The sequence below is a fragment of the Lactobacillus crispatus genome (assembly GCF_018987235.1).
Taxonomy (GTDB): Bacteria; Bacillota; Bacilli; order Lactobacillales; family Lactobacillaceae; genus Lactobacillus; species Lactobacillus crispatus.
The window spans coordinates 235,242-251,839 of the sequence record NZ_CP072197.1; the positions used below are offsets into that span (position 1 = coordinate 235,242).

At 38.0% G+C, this 16,598-nt stretch carries 15 protein-coding genes, 1 tRNA gene and 1 riboswitch; of the genes, 12 read left to right on the forward strand and 4 right to left on the reverse strand.

All coding sequences use genetic code 11. The features are described 5' to 3' along the window. Positions 1-103 precede the first annotated feature (103 nt). From J6L97_RS01145 to J6L97_RS01170, 6 genes are all read left to right on the forward strand, one after another. A complete protein-coding gene (locus J6L97_RS01145) occupies positions 104-1,732 on the forward strand; it encodes a peptide ABC transporter substrate-binding protein (protein WP_057726223.1) in 1,629 nt (542 codons plus the stop codon). A gap of 172 nt (positions 1,733-1,904) precedes the next feature. Further along, positions 1,905-3,047: an IMP dehydrogenase gene (gene guaB, locus J6L97_RS01150; protein WP_005725391.1), complete on the forward strand. Its 1,143-nt coding sequence runs from the start codon at positions 1,905-1,907 to the stop codon at positions 3,045-3,047. Between the two features lie 167 nt (positions 3,048-3,214). Continuing rightward, a complete protein-coding gene (opp3b, locus tag J6L97_RS01155; protein WP_005718454.1) occupies positions 3,215-4,144 on the forward strand; it encodes an oligopeptide ABC transporter permease in 930 nt (309 codons plus the stop codon). An 8-nt stretch (positions 4,145-4,152) separates the two neighbouring features. Beyond that, positions 4,153-5,184 (forward strand): ABC transporter permease, encoded by a 1,032-nt coding sequence (locus tag J6L97_RS01160; RefSeq protein WP_005729325.1) that lies wholly within the window; start codon positions 4,153-4,155, stop codon positions 5,182-5,184. Positions 5,185-5,199: 15 nt separating this feature from the next. Continuing rightward, positions 5,200-6,258 (forward strand): ABC transporter ATP-binding protein, encoded by a 1,059-nt coding sequence (locus J6L97_RS01165; RefSeq protein ID WP_057726220.1) that lies wholly within the window; start codon positions 5,200-5,202, stop codon positions 6,256-6,258. A 20-nt stretch (positions 6,259-6,278) separates the two neighbouring features. After that, positions 6,279-7,223: an ABC transporter ATP-binding protein gene (locus J6L97_RS01170; protein WP_005718459.1), complete on the forward strand. Its 945-nt coding sequence runs from the start codon at positions 6,279-6,281 to the stop codon at positions 7,221-7,223. Between the two features lie 93 nt (positions 7,224-7,316). On the opposite strand, the gene J6L97_RS01175 is transcribed toward J6L97_RS01170, so the two are convergent. Both J6L97_RS01175 and J6L97_RS01180 read right to left on the reverse strand, forming a co-directional pair. Further along, positions 7,317-8,633 carry a C1 family peptidase gene (locus J6L97_RS01175; protein ID WP_057726219.1) on the reverse strand — a complete coding sequence of 439 codons (1,317 nt, stop codon included), beginning with the start codon at positions 8,631-8,633 and terminating at the stop codon, positions 7,317-7,319. A gap of 142 nt (positions 8,634-8,775) precedes the next feature. Then, complete coding sequence (locus J6L97_RS01180) at positions 8,776-9,201, reverse strand: Hsp20/alpha crystallin family protein (RefSeq protein WP_054832673.1); 426 nt, start codon at positions 9,199-9,201, stop codon at positions 8,776-8,778. A gap of 241 nt (positions 9,202-9,442) precedes the next feature. On the opposite strand from J6L97_RS01180, the gene greA reads away from it, so the two are divergent. Together greA and J6L97_RS01190 are read left to right on the forward strand one after the other, a co-directional pair. Next, complete coding sequence (gene greA, locus J6L97_RS01185; protein WP_057726218.1) at positions 9,443-9,904, forward strand: transcription elongation factor GreA; 462 nt, start codon at positions 9,443-9,445, stop codon at positions 9,902-9,904. Between the two features lie 79 nt (positions 9,905-9,983). Then, positions 9,984-10,646 (forward strand): CPBP family intramembrane glutamic endopeptidase, encoded by a 663-nt coding sequence (locus J6L97_RS01190; RefSeq protein WP_005725384.1) that lies wholly within the window; start codon positions 9,984-9,986, stop codon positions 10,644-10,646. A 47-nt stretch (positions 10,647-10,693) separates the two neighbouring features. Here the strand turns inward: J6L97_RS01190 and J6L97_RS01195 are convergent. Continuing rightward, a tRNA-Gly gene (locus J6L97_RS01195) sits at positions 10,694-10,764 on the reverse strand. Between the two features lie 9 nt (positions 10,765-10,773). Continuing rightward, a complete protein-coding gene (locus J6L97_RS01200) occupies positions 10,774-11,367 on the reverse strand; it encodes an SOS response-associated peptidase (RefSeq protein WP_057726217.1) in 594 nt (197 codons plus the stop codon). Positions 11,368-11,484: 117 nt separating this feature from the next. Here J6L97_RS01200 and trpS point away from each other — a divergent pair, with 117 nt between their 5' ends. From trpS to mgtA, 4 genes are all read left to right on the forward strand, one after another. Continuing rightward, entirely contained in the window at positions 11,485-12,507 is a 1,023-nt protein-coding gene (trpS, locus tag J6L97_RS01205) for a tryptophan--tRNA ligase (protein WP_057726215.1), read from the forward strand. 15 nt (positions 12,508-12,522) lie between these two features. Next, positions 12,523-13,002, forward strand: a complete 480-nt coding sequence (locus J6L97_RS01210) for a ComE operon protein 2 (protein WP_057726212.1) — start codon at positions 12,523-12,525, stop codon at positions 13,000-13,002. 13 nt (positions 13,003-13,015) lie between these two features. Then, on the forward strand, positions 13,016-13,600 hold the full coding sequence (locus J6L97_RS01215; RefSeq protein WP_023488465.1) for a TPM domain-containing protein: 585 nt from the start codon (positions 13,016-13,018) through the stop codon (positions 13,598-13,600). A 51-nt stretch (positions 13,601-13,651) separates the two neighbouring features. Beyond that, positions 13,652-13,815, forward strand: a riboswitch (M-box (ykoK) riboswitch). Between the two features lie 83 nt (positions 13,816-13,898). Further along, positions 13,899-16,565, forward strand: a complete 2,667-nt coding sequence (gene mgtA, locus J6L97_RS01220; protein WP_057726210.1) for a magnesium-translocating P-type ATPase — start codon at positions 13,899-13,901, stop codon at positions 16,563-16,565. Positions 16,566-16,598 lie beyond the last annotated feature (33 nt).

Genomic DNA, 16,598 nt, shown 5'->3' on the forward strand with positions numbered 1-16,598 from the left:
TGTAATTGCGTAATAATAGTCTAGCTATGATTTGATGAATAGATAGAAGGAGCAACCATGTGAAGGTTGCTCCTTTTTGTAATAAAAAAGAATGAGGATCAAAATGAAAAAGTGGAAAAAGTATTTTAGTGCAAGTTTATTAACCGTCGTATCAGCTGCAACTTTGGCAGCCTGTTCAAATAAAAGTTCGACATCTGGTACCAAGCAAACCTTGAATTGGATGACTAAATCAGAATTACAAACTTTAGATTTGTCCAAGGTGACTGATGCAACTAGTTTAGATCAAATTAATAATTCGATGGAAGGACTCTATCGTTTAGGTAAAAATTCTAAGGTAGAAAATGCTTTAGCAACCAAGACTGAAGTTTCAAAAGATGGTAAAGTGTGGCATTTTACTTTGAGAAAGAATGCCAATTGGTCTAACGGTGATCCAGTTACTGCTAAAGATTTCGTCTATTCATGGCGTAGGACTGTTGATCCAAAGACTGCCTCACAATATGCTTATCTTTTCTCAGGAGTAAAGAATGCAGATGATGTTGTGGCAGGAAAGAAGAAGGTTGAAACACTCGGTGTTAAAGCAGATGATAACCAACATTTAACCGTTACTTTGGATAGAAGAATTCCATACTTTAAGTTATTGATGGGCTTCGGAGTTTTCTTCCCACAAAATGAACATGCTGTTGAAAAATATGGCAAAAACTATGGTACCTCATCTAAAACAATGGTTTATAACGGACCATTTGTCTCAAAAGGCTGGACCGGTTCAAACTTGTCTTGGAAGCTAGTTAAGAATAAGGACTACTGGGACAAGAGCAAGGTAAAACTAAGCAAGATTAATTACAGCGTGCAAAAGACACCATCAACCGACTACAACTTGTATCAATCTGGAAAATTAGATGTAGCATTATTGGCACCACAAGCTACAAAACAATTGAAGAACCAGAGTGGTTATACAATTAGACCAGCTTCTTCAACACAATATTTACAATTAAACGAAAAGAACAAGCTTTTCCAAAATACTGACTTCCGCCGTGCACTTTCATTATCAGTTAATCGTAAAGCATTAGCTTCAGCTGTAGGTGGTGCTAACAAGCCAGTCACTACCTTTTCACCAAATAGTATGACTGAAGTAAATGGCAAAGATTATACTGAATTAGTCAAAACTGCTGAAACTGATAAGTTAATGACATATAACCCTACTTTAGCTAAAAGTTATTGGAAAAAGGCACAAAAAGCTTTAGGCAAGAACAAGGTTAACTTCACTTTGCTAACCTATGACGATGATGATGCCAAAAAAGCAGGTGAATACTTGCAAAGTACTATTGAGTCAAACTTGAAAGGCGTTAATGTCAGAGTAAATAGTTTACCTAAAAAGACTGCCTTAGTTCGTGGTCAAAATGGTAACTTTGATGCTTTACTGATGGGTTGGCAAGCTGACTTTACTGATCCAATCTCATTCCTTGACTTGAACACCTCAAATGCTTCATACAACTGGGGTAAGTGGGCTAATAAGGAATATGATAAGTATGTAGCAGCTTCTAAAACTACTGGAAACGAAAATACTCGTTTTGAAGATTTAGCTAAAGCTGAACGTGTTTTGCTAACTGAGCAAGGTGTAGTACCACTTTACCAGCCAGCAGAAGCTTGGATGGTTCGTCCAACTGTCAAGGGCGTTGTATATAATGGTGCTGGAGCTAACTATAACTTCAAATATGCTTATGTTGAAAAGTAGACTAAAATCCTAAATATCTAAATAATAGAACTTATAACAATAAACAACTCCTCTATGTAATTAAAAAGTAGACCGAAAAAATCGGTCTGCTTTTTGATTTTTGCTTGAAAAAAGCAAGTTAGGCTAGTAAAGTAAAACTAATAATTTTTTGAATGAGAAAAGGAGAGCTTAAATGTCAAATTGGGATACAAAATTCGCTAAAAAAGGTTTAACGTTTGATGATGTTTTATTAATTCCAGCAGAAAGTCATGTTTTGCCAAACGAAGTTGATTTGAGTACGACTTTGGCGGACAACATTAAATTAAATATTCCATTGATCAGTGCAGGGATGGATACTGTAACTGAAGGTGCAATGGCAATTGCAATGGCTCTCCAAGGTGGGCTAGGCGTTGTGCACAAGAATATGTCAATTCAAGCGCAAGCTGGTGAAGTAGCCAACGTAAAGAGCGTAGTTGTGCCAACTAGTGCTGCAAAGGCCGCAACTGATGATCAAAACCATCTGCTCTGTGCTGCAGCAGTTGGTGTAACCAGTGATACTTTTGAAAGAGCAGAAGCATTGCTTGAAGCTGGTGCTGATGCGATCGTTATCGATACTGCTCATGGTCACTCAGCTGGGGTATTGCGCAAGATCAAAGAAATCCGCGATCATTTTCCAGAAGCAACTTTGATTGCTGGTAATGTTGCGACTGGGGATGCAACTAGAGCACTGTTTGATGCTGGTGTTGATGTCGTCAAAGTTGGTATTGGCCCTGGATCAATTTGTACTACGAGAGTTGTTGCTGGTGTTGGTGTGCCACAAATCACGGCTATTTATGATGCTGCTACAGCTGCACGTGAATATCACAAGCCAATCATTGCAGATGGTGGAATTAAATATTCAGGTGATGTTGTTAAAGCTTTAGCAGCGGGTGGCAATGCTGTCATGCTTGGCTCAATGCTATCAGGTACTACTGAAGCACCTGGCGAAATTTTTGAAGATAATGGCAAGAAGTATAAGCGCTATCGCGGAATGGGGTCTGTTGGTGCGATGGCCCAAGCACACGGTTCAAGTGACCGTTACTTCCAAGGTGGCGTAAACGAAGCTAATAAACTTGTTCCAGAAGGCGTTGAAGCTCGAGTAGAATATAAGGGCGATGTTTCTGATGTAGTCTTTCAAATTGATGGCGGATTACGTTCAGGTATGGGATATTGTGGTGCTGCAAATATTCCGGAATTAATTGATAAAGCTCAATTTGTTCAAATTACTAATGCAGGTTTACGTGAGTCACATCCACATGATGTTCAAATGACCAAAGCTGCTCCAAACTATAAGTAAAGCAAAATAGATATAATAAAAGTTAAAAATAAGAGAGAAAGCAAAATTTCTCTCTTATTTTTTTAATTTTTGGACATTTTCACTAGATATATTTATTTCTTTTGGTATAATTAAAACAACATTAAAAAGTAAATGAAAGCATAAAATAAAATGAGGGAGCAATTAATATGGCTAGATACCTATTAAAACGTATATTTTATATGATCCTCACTTTGCTTATCGTGGCTACGGTAACTTTTTTCTTAATGAAATTGATGCCGGGTTCACCTTATGCTAATGAAGCAAAGATGACGCTAACTCAGCGGCAAATTATGGATCAACAGTATGGTTTAAATAAACCTATCTGGCAACAATATTTGATTTATATTGCGGGGATGCTTCACGGTGATTTTGGGACATCCTTCCAATATAGTAACCAACCGGTAGCTTCATTAATTGGGGCGCGTTTGGGTGCGTCAGTACAATTAGGTTTACAAGCATTAATTTTGGGAGTTGTCCTTGGTGTAATCGCTGGGGCAATTGCTGCTATGAGACAGGGTACTTGGGTTGACTCAACTGCTACTGTAATTTCTATTTTGGGTAAATCAGTTCCTAACTTTGTTTTAGCAGTGCTTTTGCAATACTACATCGGTTTAAAGTTAGGCTGGTTCCCAATTGCTGGTTGGGGGCAATTTTCTCAAACGATTATGCCAACGATTGCTTTGGCAGTTGGACCATTTGCGGAAACAGCTCGGTTTATCCGAACCAGTATGGTTGATACCTTAAGTAGTGACTATATTGAGTTAGGTAAGGCCAAGGGCTTAAGTAGAATGGAAGTCATTAGAAAACATGCAATGCGTAATTCAATGATTCCATTAGTAACTCTGATTGGTCCTTATGCTGTAGCCTTGATGACTGGTTCAATGGTTATTGAAAATATCTTTAACGTTCCTGGGATTGGTGAACAATTTGTTAAGTCGATTTTGACTAACGACTATCCAACAATCATGGGAATTACGATGGTTTACTGTATTGGATTAGTAGTAATTCTGTTGATTACTGATATTGTTTATGGATTAATTGATCCAAGAATTAGATTAGATGAAAGCGAGGCCTAGAAGACAATATGACTGAAGAAAAATTAAACCTTCCTGCAGATGCCTTTGAACCCTTACCAAAAGATGAAGCACAGGATAACGAAAACATTGCAGGTCCATCTTTATCGTTTGCACAAAATGTTTGGCTTCGCTTCAAGCAGAGAAAAGCAGCTATTATTTCTGCAATTATTGTTATTTTGATGATTGTAGTAGCTTTTGGTTCAACCCCATTCATCAATAAATCTACTTTAGTTAAATCGCACCCACAATATGCTAACTTACCTGCTAAAGTGCCAGGAATGAGCGCAATTAATGGTTTGAACGGTAAGATTAAACAAAATGGCAAGTGGGTTGATGCTTATGCTCAAAATGGTGTGCCTAAAGATAAGTACTTCATCGCAGGTACCGATTATTTAGGCAGATCTTTGGGGCAGAGAATCATCTATGGTACTAAAATTTCATTAATTGTTGCTTTAGTGGCTGCCTTCTTCGATTTAACTATCGGAGTCGCGTACGGAATAGTGTCCGGCTGGAAAGGCGGGGGAGTCGATAACGTGATGCAGCGGATAATCGAAATTATTTCCTCCGTACCCAATTTGATCATTGTAGTTTTGATGTTGGTGGTATTAAAACCAGGTATTAAGTCAATTATCTTGGCAATTGCTATTTCAAGTTGGACGACAATGGCGCGGCAGGTCCGGGCTGAAACGTTGAGTTTGAAGAATGAAGAATATGTTTTGGCAGCTAGATCATTAGGTGAATCACCTTGGAAAATTGCTTGGAAACACTTAGTGCCTAACCTTTCAAGTATCATCATTATTCAAACGATGTATACTATTCCAACTGCTATCTTCTTCGAAGCCTTCTTAAGTTTCATCGGAATCGGTATTTCAGCCCCAGAAACTTCACTAGGTGTACTTTTGAACGAAGGACAAAAGAATTTTCAATTCTTGCCATATCAGATGTGGTATCCAGCAATCGTATTGTGTGTGTTGATGATTGCCTTTAACTTATTAGGTGATGGTTTGCGTGATGCCTTCGATCCACGGGGACAAAGATAGAAAGGATTAACCTAAATGCCAGAAGAAAGAGTTTTAGATGTTAAAAATTTAAAAATTGATTTCCACACTTATGCTGGTGAGGTTAAAGCTATTCGTAACGTTTCCTTTCACCTAAATAAGGGAGAGACGCTCGCAATTGTAGGAGAATCAGGTTCAGGTAAGTCGGTTACTACCAGAAGTATTATCGGTCTGTTAGCACGAAATGCTCAGATTGAGGGCGGCGAGATTGATTTCCACGGCAAAAATTTGTTAGAGTTATCTGAAAAAGAAATGCAAAAAATTCGTGGGAATGAAATTTCAATGATTTTCCAAGATCCTATGACTTCGCTTGACCCAACTATGAAGATTGGGCAGCAAATTGCGGAGCCATTAATCAAACATAAGGGTGCCTCTAAGAAAGAAGCTTGGGCTAAAGCCTTGGAAATGATGAAGGCCGTGGGAATCCCAAATGCAGAAGAACGAATTAATCAATATCCTCACCAGTTTTCAGGTGGGATGAGACAAAGAATCGTAATTGCGATTGCTTTAATTTGTGAGCCAGAGATTTTGCTGGCTGATGAACCAACTACAGCTCTAGACGTGACTGTCCAAGCTGAAATCTTGGACTTGATGAAAGACTTGCAAAAGCGGGTTAAGACCTCAATTATTTTCATTACGCACGACTTGGGCGTGGTGGCCGGTATGGCAGATAGAGTAGCTGTAATGTACGCTGGTGAATTCTTAGAATTCGGTGGTGTTGATGAAATTTTTTATGATCCACGGCATCCATATACTTGGGGCTTAATCAATTCAATGCCTACTTTAAACAGTGATACTTTGGAGTCGATTCCAGGTACGCCTCCTAACTTGCTTGATCCGCCTAAGGGTGATCCTTTTGCACCAAGAAATAAGTATGCCATGAAGATTGATGTGGAAAGAAAGCCACCATTTTTCAAGGTAACTGATACTCACTATGCTGCAACCTGGCTTTTAGCACCAGATGCACCTAAAGTGGAACCACCAGCTGAAATTACACGTCGCTGGAAAAAATATAACTTGATGAAACAAGAAGATAAACTGCCAGAGGTTAACTAGTCGCGGTAAAGGAGATTTTTATGCCAGAAAAAAAGAAAATTTTGGAAGTAAAACATCTAAAACAATACTTTAAAAATGGTCGTAATGTCACCAAGGCTGTTGACGATGTAAGCTTTAATATCTATGAAGGTGAAACTTTCGGCTTGGTAGGTGAATCTGGTTCTGGTAAGACAACTACTGGGCGCTCAATTTTGCAATTGTATAAGCCAACTAGTGGCGAAGTGATTTTTGAAGGCAAAAATGTAGCAGATTTAAAAAGTCGTGCAGACAAACTAGCTTTTACACGGGATGCACAAATGATCTTTCAAGATCCTTATGCTTCACTTAATCCTAGAATGACTGTTGAGGACATTATTGCTGAAGGATTAGATATTCACCATTTGGTTAAAAATAAAGATGAACGAACTGAGAGAGTAGAGGAATTATTGGAAACTGTTGGCTTAAATGCAAGTCATGCTAGCCGTTTTCCACATGAATTCTCAGGTGGTCAGCGTCAAAGAATCGGGATTGCTCGCGCCTTAGCCGTAGAGCCCAAATTTATTGTTGCAGACGAACCTATTTCAGCTCTAGACGTATCAATTCAAGCTCAAGTAGTTAACTTGATGATTGAATTACAGAAAAAGCGTGGTTTAACTTACTTGTTCATTGCCCACGATTTATCAATGGTTAAGTTTATTTCTGACCGAATTGGTGTAATGCACTACGGTAAACTACTGGAAGTAGGTCCAGCCGATGACGTCTATGATCGACCACTTCATGATTACACGAAGAGTTTGATTTCTGCAGTGCCAATTCCTGATCCAGAAGTTGAGCGGAGCCGGACAAGGATTCCTTATGACGCTCAAAAAGAAGAAATGGACGGAAAGCAACGCTCAATGCATGAAATTCGTCCAGGACACTTCGTACGCTGCTCTGACGATGAAGTCAAGCATTACGAAGAAGTAGCGGCAAGCTACGAAAATTAGATACCAAATCTAATGCAACTCTCTATATTAATATTATATTTATGCTAAAAAGGCGATCCGATATGGATCGCCTTTTTATATGATCATTGCTCGTTAAGCTAATGAATCCCATGCTGGTAGGTCAGTGATTGGACCTTCAGCGAGCTTCTTTTGGTTTTCAGTTAAGTACTTCTTGTGGACTACAACTTCGTAAACATAGTCCTTAAACCATTCATTATTCATGACGTAGAAGCCTTTAACACCAGATTTATCGCCCCATGAGTTCTCAACTTTCCATTGACGAACTTCGCCGTTGTCTTCATCAACACCAACTAAAGTCATGGCATGTGACACTTGACCGACGCCGGTCTTTAATCTGTCTGCTTTAGACATTTTAAGGTCAACGCCGAATAAGTCATCTAACTTGTACAAATTAGTGTCAAGGTAACCAGTCTTACGGTCCATTTGACGTAAAACATCGTTACCAAACCAAACAGCTTCGCCGTCTTTTAATTGAGCGATAGCAGCGCTGGACAAATATTCCATTGGTACATTCAAAAGCTTAATTCTCAGTGAACCTTCGATGTTGTCTTCAGATGGTAGACCATAAAGCTTGTTATAGTCATGGTCTGGAGCATTGGTTAAAACAACATAGTCATCAAAATCGACATCGCCCATGTACTTATGCAAGAATTCAAGTGGAGTAAGGTTCTTTTCTAAATGATATTTCTTATCATCATCACGATATTCAAGATCGAAAGTCTTAGGTGGTTCACCTACTGCGATAGCAGTCATTTGGTAAACTTCGCTTAAAAATTTTTCGCGAACCTTTTTAATTTCATCATCTTTGCCGTATTGCTTCAAGTGGCGCAATACTAAAGCATCCTTCTTTAACTTATCGCCCAAAGCAGTAGCAAAACCAGTTGTATCGTTGGTGTTAAAAGTTTCTGGCATAGCATATGAAGGAACAACACCATATTTTTCAACTAAAGCGGCAGCCATTTGGAATTGTCCACCATCACTACCAGCAAAGTCTAAGTCAGCCTTAACTTGACGTGAATCAAGTGGCATATCAGCACTGTCTAAGATTCTGTTGTAGAACATGTTGGCACGTTCAATCTTGTCCCAGAAAAAGTTGTAAGCTTGTGAGAAGGTGAAGTCCTTAGCCTTATATTTCTTACCAAAAGCGTGGCGCAAAACGTTCAAAGTCGCAAACAACCAGCAACGACCTGAATGCTTTTGATTAGTAACGTTGTTGGTGTCAAGTTCGGTTGAGAATACTCTGGTTAATTGTCCTTGAACACGGTCGTTATAAGATGCTTCAAGCACACCACTGCGTTGAGCTGCACGAGCAACGACTTTATTTTCAGGTTTTTTATTAAATTCGGCAGAGAACTTTTCTAGTTCTTGCACAGTTAATTCATGAGCCATAAAAAATCTCCTTTTTAATTTTATAATTTTTTTCTAAACTAACTCTATTTTAAAGCAAAATACAAGCGGGTTCAATTAGAACTCGCTTGTAGAGAATTATTAATCCGTTAACTTATTAGACCTCTTGCATAAACCTAATAAATTAATCAATTTTTATAGAATTGCCATCATCGCCGGCAGTTTCCTTAGGCAAAGTGATGGTCAATACACCATTATCATACTTTGCATGAATCTCACTTGCAACTACATTTGGTAATCTATAGCTTCTAGAAATACTGCCCTCACTTCTTTCCTTATGAATGATATTTCTATTTTTATCGCTAGTGTCCTTAAATGATTTTCTTGTGCCGCTGACATTTAACGTACCGTCATTATAGTTAACGTTGATATCCTGCTTATCCATGCCAGGCATGTCAATCTTAACTAGATAGTCCTTATCAGTTTCTGCAACATCAGATTGCATAATGTTTTCAATTTCATTATCGTCAAAGAAGTTTCTTGGAAAACCAAACCAATCATTCATTGCATCCATCATGTCGTTGCGCCGATTCATCATATTGTTTGCCATAAATAAAACTTCCTTTCATTTTTGTATTTGCTTAATTAGAATATAAGGAAAAGATCAACTCATTTCTTGATCTCTTTTCTCCTTACACTGTTTATTGTAGTCGCTTTTTATAGAAATGACACAAATTAGCACTCAAAAATATATAGTGCTAATTTTAGACTGATAACGCTGCTACAATAACATTCTGAGATTGTGGATAATTATTACGTATAGAAAAATAAAGAAAGTTTGTGAAATAGAAATGGTATATTTTCAGAAAATGACTCCAGAAGGCTATCAACAAATTGAGGATGAAATTGCTCGATTAAAAAAAGATCGGCCACGTAGAATTAAAATTTTGCAGGCTGCACGAGCTTTAGGTGATCTTTCGGAAAATACTGAATATACTGAAGCAAAACGTGATCTAGGTCACTTACAAAGTCGTCTGCGTTACCTAGGCAAACAATTAAAGTATGCCGAAATTGTTAAAACTGAAGATGATGGTAAGGTTGATCTAGGAAAGACCGTTGTGCTTAAGTTTGATGACGATGATGAAACAGAAGAATACAAAGTAGTTGGGCGAATGGAAGCGGATCTTGCTGCTGGCAAGGTTTCTTTTGATTCTCCATTGGGTCAAGCAATCATGAAAAAGGAGGCTGGTACAACAGCAACGGTGGCGGCACCAGCAGGTGAATATCAAGTAACGATTGTGGAAGTTAAATAAGTTGAGAACTATAATAAACTGTCTTTTTCTGGTATAATATGGGTTTTGTAGGATACAATTCAGAGTAGGAGTGAAGAATTTGAATACGCCACAATCAAGAGAGGGTAATGTGATCCGCTATGCCGTTTATTTAGCTGGCTATGTCGCTGTGTTTGCAGTAGTAAAGCTAGTTACTAGAAAATCTCCGGTTCATATTTGGGATTTGATTTTATTCGGCTTAGTTGCAGCCATGATTCTGTTGTTTTATGTTTATCGTTTCAATCGAGAGCAACGCTTTTTTGCCCGTGATTTTAAACTTCCATGGTTGGGCAGTTTGTCAACTGTTGTTCTATTAACATTAGTGATTACAGTTACACAGATTTCGATTTCATACTTACAATCATATGGCAGGATTAGTCATTATGATTTCCAATTGATATATGCCAAAAGTGAATCAGTTAACATGTTTTGGTTTTTAATCGTTGTCCAAGGAATTGTATTACCAATCCTACAAGAATTTTTGGCGACTGGCTTTTTGTTCAATTATGCTTTTCGGCGAAATACTAAGCAAGTTGCAATTATGGGAATCATTGTTTCAGGTCTGATTTATAGCTTACTGAACTTTCAAAATTCAGTAGTACTCTTTATTATTGATGCAATTTATGGCATGGTGTTTGCTTGGAGCTATATGTACACACAAACATTATTGATGCCAATTTACTTAGCTGTAGTTAGTGGCGTACTTACAGTGATTATGATTTAAAAACAAAAGGATGAGAAAAATTCTCATCCTTATTTTTGTATAAAAAAAGCGGATAGCGTGAATCGAACCCGCATCTACAGCTTGGGAAGCTGTCGTTCTACCATTTAACTATACCCGCAATATATTTTTATTTTAGCATTTTTTCTATTTGAAGATCAACACTTTTACGATCAATTAAGCTGGTAAAATTTTGAAAAAGCCAGCGGCGTAGTTCGTTGGGCATAACAACTAGAGGCATTCTATTATGGATTGGCGCCATATCTTTGTTAGGCACGGTAGTAACCATTGAAAAATAATCCTGATCATAAATACCTGCAATTAAGGTAAGTGGTTGATTAGTGCGGAAGGCGTAGCGATCATGGTATTTACGACCGTTTTCAGCAATATGGGTAGTTTTAGCGTATTCAAAGAATTTTTCGGTTAAGATTAAGCAACGTTGCTTGGCAAAGGATTTGTCCCACATTGAAGGCGCTGAATCATAAAATCGCTCAATTCTAGCGTTAAATAAAGGCTTTTTTGGATCAACGGGACTTGGATAGCCCCATTTTTTGTTGCTTAATTGCAATTGACCATTTTGATAAAGCAAAACAGGTGCTACTTGGTTAGGAAAAATATCTTGTGCTTGAATGTCAAAATTTGGTGTAACTAAGGGCAGGTCAAGATCGCTTTTGAGATATTGTTGAATTTGTTTTAAATTAGGTAAACGAAACTGGTTGCACATACGCATTTCCTTTCTTTAGGGCTAGTTTAATCATAGCCTATTTTTTGTTAAAATTAGGTAATTAAACAATTAATATTAATAAAAAAATAAACTTAAAAATTAGAAAAGAGCAAAAAGATGGCGAAAGAAATTTTATTAACTGGTGACCGTCCTACTGGTAAGCTGCACATTGGTCACTATATCGGTTCATTAAAGAATAGAGTAAAATTACAAAATTCAGGTAAATATGATCCATATATTATGATTGCGGATACACAGGCTTTGACCGACAATGCTCGTAATCCGGAAAAAATTCGCAATAGTTTGATCCAAGTAGCTTTAGATTACTTAGCTGTTGGTATTGATCCAGCTAAATCAACTATTTATGTTCAATCACAAATTCCTGCTCTATTTGAATTGACTGCTTACTACATGGATTTAGTAACTGTGGCTCGGCTTGAAAGAAATCCAACTGTTAAGACAGAAATTAAGCAAAAAGATTTCAAAGACTCTATTCCAATTGGCTTTTTAAACTATCCAGTTTCTCAAGCTGCTGATATCACCGCTTTTAAAGCAACCGTTATTCCTGTTGGAGATGACCAGGAACCAATGTTGGAACAAACACGTGAAATCGTTAGGACTTTTAACCGTGTTTATAATTGTGATGTTTTGGTTGAACCTAAAGGTTATTTCCCACCTAAAGGTCAAGGACGTTTGCCAGGACTTGATGGTAATGCGAAGATGTCGAAGTCACTTGGCAATGCGATTTATCTTGCTGATGATGCAAAGACAGTTCAAAAGAAAGTTATGTCAATGTACACGGATCCTAACCATATTCACGTTGAAGACCCTGGTAGGGTTGAAGGTAACACTGTCTTTACATATCTTGATGTCTTCGATCCAGATAAGGACAAGGTGGCAGAACTTAAGGCAGAATACCAAAAGGGTGGCTTAGGTGACGTTAAGATTAAGCGTTACTTAAACAAGGTCCTTGAAGCAGAGCTTGCACCAATTCGTGAACGTCGCGAAAAGTTTGCTCAAGATGAAGATGCGGTTTATGAAATGCTTCTGGAAGGTTCAAAAAAGGCTAATAAAGTGGCTAATGCAACACTTGAACAAGTCCGTGACGCAATTGGTTTGAACTATTTCAAGAATAGATAAGGCTGAGGTAAAGTTATGCACGATCGAATTCCTTGGAAACAATATTTTATGATGCAGGCGCTAGTAATTGCGCAACGCTCTACTTGTAATCGCGCATTAGTTGGTAGTGTCTTAGTAAAAGATAATCGGATTATTGGCACTGGTTATAATGGTTCCGTTTCAGGACAACCGCATTGTGACGATGTGGGTCATCAAATGGTTGATGGTCACTGCGTTAGAACTATTCATTCAGAAATGAATGCGATCATTCAGTGTGCTAAGTTTGGTGTTTCTACAGAAAATACTGAGATTTATGTGACACATTTTCCTTGCTATAATTGCTGCAAATCCTTGTTGCAGGCAGGCGTGAAAAAAATTAACTATTATTTTGACTATCGCGATAATCCATTGGCGATGCAACTACTTCATGATAGCGAGGTGCCTTATGAACAGATTAAGATTAATCGCAAATACGTGGAAAGCTTGGCCCATAAACTTGAAGAAGACGAGAATTAATTTAATTTGGTTAATGGGACTAGTAACTGTATTTTTAATAACGACAGGATTTGTCCAGCCAAATATTGAAGATCATGCTCATATTTTAGATAAAGAAACTCGCACTTTGGTTACGGAAAAAAATAATCGCTATTTTCAGACTAAAGAACAACCGCAAATTGTCGTTATAACGGTTAAAAGGCTGAATAAGTTAACACCTAAGATGCTAGATCATTCTAAGCGAACGGTCTTTATTGTGGTAGGACAGAAAGGTAAAAAGCGTAATGTGCAAATTTATTCAACTAAAGATTTGCATAGTGCCTTCACCGAGGTCGCTCGGGGCAATATCTTGCGTGCTGAAGTAGATAAATTGCGTAGTCAAAATAATGCAACTTTTAACAAGGGAATTCGCTTCGTCTTTCGGGCATGTGCGACTAGAGTTGATCAACAATATCAATATGCACTTGATAAATATGATTTGACGCAAGCAGAACAAAATAAAGTCGCGCGTCCACATAGTGTAGCTTTACCAATCGCACTGGCACTGGCATTTTTAATTACGGGAATTACTTATTTCTTGCGTAGATTTAGTCATCGTGATCCAATTTCTAAGAAATAGTCGGCTTGACTTATTTGCATTTTGTCCTTACACTTTTTGTAGACATAATTAGCGAAAAACTGTTAGGTGAGACTCCTACGTGAACACACGCTATCGCCCAGAAACATCCAGAGATGCCAACGGGTTAAATAGGTGTCGTCGACTTAAGGCGAGATCCAGATAGCTAGCATGTGCTTACGTCACGTAGTGTTAAAACTGAACGACGAGTATGACAGAGCCTTGTTTGGCAAAAGTCACCTGCAGAAATTACAGGTGGCTTTTTTGTTTTGCTTGTCCCAATTAAAGAAGGGAGCAAATGATGTTAAAAGCAGCTAGCAAGAAGCGATCGAATATTGATATTCAGAGTATTCAACGTATTGCGCGTGAGTCACGTAGCGAGACGCTGGCGCGTTTACAGGCGAGTGCTGAAGGGCTTTCGACTAATAAGGCTGAAGAAAACCGTAAAGAATATGGTCAAAACGAGATTATCACTAATACCAATGCTTCTAAATGGCGTTTGCTTTGGGAATCGGTTGCGACACCATTTACGGTAGTGTTATTAGTATTAACTTTGCTAACGCTTTTTACCAGTTATATTTTGATACCACAAGGCAATAGTGACTCAATCACAATTATTGTGATGGTTATTATGTTAATTGTGTCAGTGCTGGTTAATTTTATTCAAAAGATTAAGATTGCTAGAGTAACAGATCAGTTGCTCAATCGGGTATCGGTTACTACGAATATTCGGCGTGATGGACACAATGTCGAGCTACCCACAGATGAAGTAGTGATTGGGGATGTAATTAATTTATCGGCCGGCGACATGATTCCAGCGGATATGAAATTGCTAACTAGCAAGGACCTCTTTTGTTCATCAAGTTACTTAGATGGTGACCCTGAACCAGCTGAAAAAGTAGCGAATGTAATAATTAAGCCGAGCATGAGCAATGATTATTTAAACTATCCTAACATCTTGTATGAAGGGACGACGATTGTGTCTGGCTCTGGAACCGGAATTGTTTTTGCTATCGGTAATCACACCGTTTTTGGTAAAGAAGTCCAAGCCATTTCACGTAAAAAAGTAAAAACTACATTGTTTGATCGTGAAATGAAACAACTAGCTAAGATCTTGATTGTCGCTACTGCAATTATCATCCCACTACTGTTTGTCATTAATGGCTTGACTAAAGGCGATTGGGGAGAAAGCTTAATTTTTGCTTTAGCTGCGGCTGTTGGCCTGACACCAGAGGTGCTGCCGATTATTGTTAACTCTAATTTGACTAAAGGCGCACTGGAAATGTCAAAAAGTGGTGCTGTAGTTAAGCAGATGAATGCAATTCAGAATTTAGGTTCTACCGATGTTTTTTGTATTGATAAAACAGGCACCTTAACGCAAAACCAAGTTGTGTTAGAGCGCCACTACGATTTAGATATGCAAGAAACGCCACAGATTCTGAAATTTTCATATCTGAATGCTTACTATCAAACTGGGGTCAAAGATTTAATTGACAAGGCAGTAATTGATGCCGCTGGTGATGAATTAGACGTAAATGAAATTCAACGTGACTACAACAAAATTGATGAAATTCCATTCGACTACACTAGAAAAAGAATGAGCGTTGTGGTCGTTGATAATGATGAACACCATGGACAGCACTTATTAGTAACTAAAGGCGCAGCAGAAGGGATGCTGGCTATTTCTAATAAGGTTGAACTCAACGGCAAAGTTGAAGATTTAACTTCTGAATGGAAAGAAAGAATTTTAAATCAGATCAATGAATTAAATGATGATGGCTTGCGAGTCCTGCTTGTCGGCTATAAGCTTAATCCTGCTCCAGTAGGTGAGTTTTCTGCCAAAGATGAGCATGATTTGACGATCATTGGCTATCTAGCATACTTGGATCCGCCTAAAGAGACTACCAAGGAAGCCTTAGAGGATTTAAAGAACGATAATGTCGACGTGAAAATTTTTACTGGTGATAACGAAGCAGTTACACGTGCGATCGCATTGCAGGTGGGTTTAAACGTCGATACGGTTTATGATGGAAAACAGATCGATGAAGCCAGTCCGGAAGAATTAAAAGAAATCGTGGAAAAATGTGATATTTTTGTTCATTTGACGCCAGAACTGCGGGTAAAGATTATTAACGCATTGAAGACCAACGGTCATACTGTCGGTTATATGGGCGATGGCAATAAAGACGCTTTAGCGATGAAAGTGGCGGATGTGACGGTAACTTCGAATAGCTCGGTTGATATCACTAAAGAATCTGCTGATATTGTATTTGAACAAAAAGATTTGCAGCTGCTTGAAGAAATGATCATGGTCGGCAGAAAAGTCTTTTCTAATACGATGAAGTATATTAAAACATTCTTGGTTACCAATATGGGCAGTATTATCGCAATGGCTGTTTCTTCCTTACTGTTGCCGTTTTTGCCACTTTTACCATTGCAGGTTCTAATTTTAAATTTGCTTTTTAGTCTAAGTTGTTTAGTTATCCCCTTTGACAGTGTTTCAGAAAATTATGTCAAAAAACCCCAAAAGTGGTCAATCAGGATGTGGCCAAAATTTGTCTTAAACTTTGGTCCAATTCCGGCAATTGTTGACTTTATTGCGATGGCGTTAATGTTTTACGTAATTTGTCCTTACTTGGTTGGCTCTAATTACCACCACTGGGTCTTCATTTCTTTGTTCTATTCTGGAATTTTTGTGGAATCTCTGTGGACTAGGGTAATGATTATTCATACTTTAAGAGATGAGCGTTTCCCATTTCTTAAACAACATGCAACGCCAATTGTCTTTTTGGTAACTTTTGGTTTGGCAATTTTAGGGACTATGTTGCCTTCATCTAGTATTGCTCCAAGTTTAGGGTTAACTCAATTACCATTTAGTTATTGGGCTGTAGTCCTTTTGTTAGAAGTAATTTATATTTTATTGACAACTTTGGTAAAACATTTATATTTGAGAAAAGAAAAATTTTAGTTGATATTAAAAGGAATTCGTGGTTTTAGCCCA

Bases quoted from the DNA above. Each gene is read 5' to 3' on its own strand.
- J6L97_RS01145 (WP_057726223.1), top strand. From the start codon at position 104: ATGAAAAAGTGGAAAAAGTATTTTAGTGCAAGTTTATTAACCGTCGTA.
- guaB (WP_005725391.1), top strand. From the start codon at position 1,905: ATGTCAAATTGGGATACAAAATTCGCTAAAAAAGGTTTAACGTTTGAT.
- opp3b (WP_005718454.1), top strand. From the start codon at position 3,215: ATGGCTAGATACCTATTAAAACGTATATTTTATATGATCCTCACTTTG.
- J6L97_RS01160 (WP_005729325.1), top strand. From the start codon at position 4,153: ATGACTGAAGAAAAATTAAACCTTCCTGCAGATGCCTTTGAACCCTTA.
- J6L97_RS01165 (WP_057726220.1), top strand. From the start codon at position 5,200: ATGCCAGAAGAAAGAGTTTTAGATGTTAAAAATTTAAAAATTGATTTC.
- J6L97_RS01170 (WP_005718459.1), top strand. From the start codon at position 6,279: ATGCCAGAAAAAAAGAAAATTTTGGAAGTAAAACATCTAAAACAATAC.
- J6L97_RS01175 (WP_057726219.1), bottom strand. From the start codon at position 8,633: ATGGCTCATGAATTAACTGTGCAAGAACTAGAAAAGTTCTCTGCCGAA.
- J6L97_RS01180 (WP_054832673.1), bottom strand. From the start codon at position 9,201: ATGGCAAACAATATGATGAATCGGCGCAACGACATGATGGATGCAATG.
- greA (WP_057726218.1), top strand. From the start codon at position 9,443: ATGGTATATTTTCAGAAAATGACTCCAGAAGGCTATCAACAAATTGAG.
- J6L97_RS01200 (WP_057726217.1), bottom strand. From the start codon at position 11,367: ATGTGCAACCAGTTTCGTTTACCTAATTTAAAACAAATTCAACAATAT.
- trpS (WP_057726215.1), top strand. From the start codon at position 11,485: ATGGCGAAAGAAATTTTATTAACTGGTGACCGTCCTACTGGTAAGCTG.
- J6L97_RS01210 (WP_057726212.1), top strand. From the start codon at position 12,523: ATGCACGATCGAATTCCTTGGAAACAATATTTTATGATGCAGGCGCTA.
- J6L97_RS01215 (WP_023488465.1), top strand. From the start codon at position 13,016: ATGGGACTAGTAACTGTATTTTTAATAACGACAGGATTTGTCCAGCCA.
- mgtA (WP_057726210.1), top strand. From the start codon at position 13,899: ATGTTAAAAGCAGCTAGCAAGAAGCGATCGAATATTGATATTCAGAGT.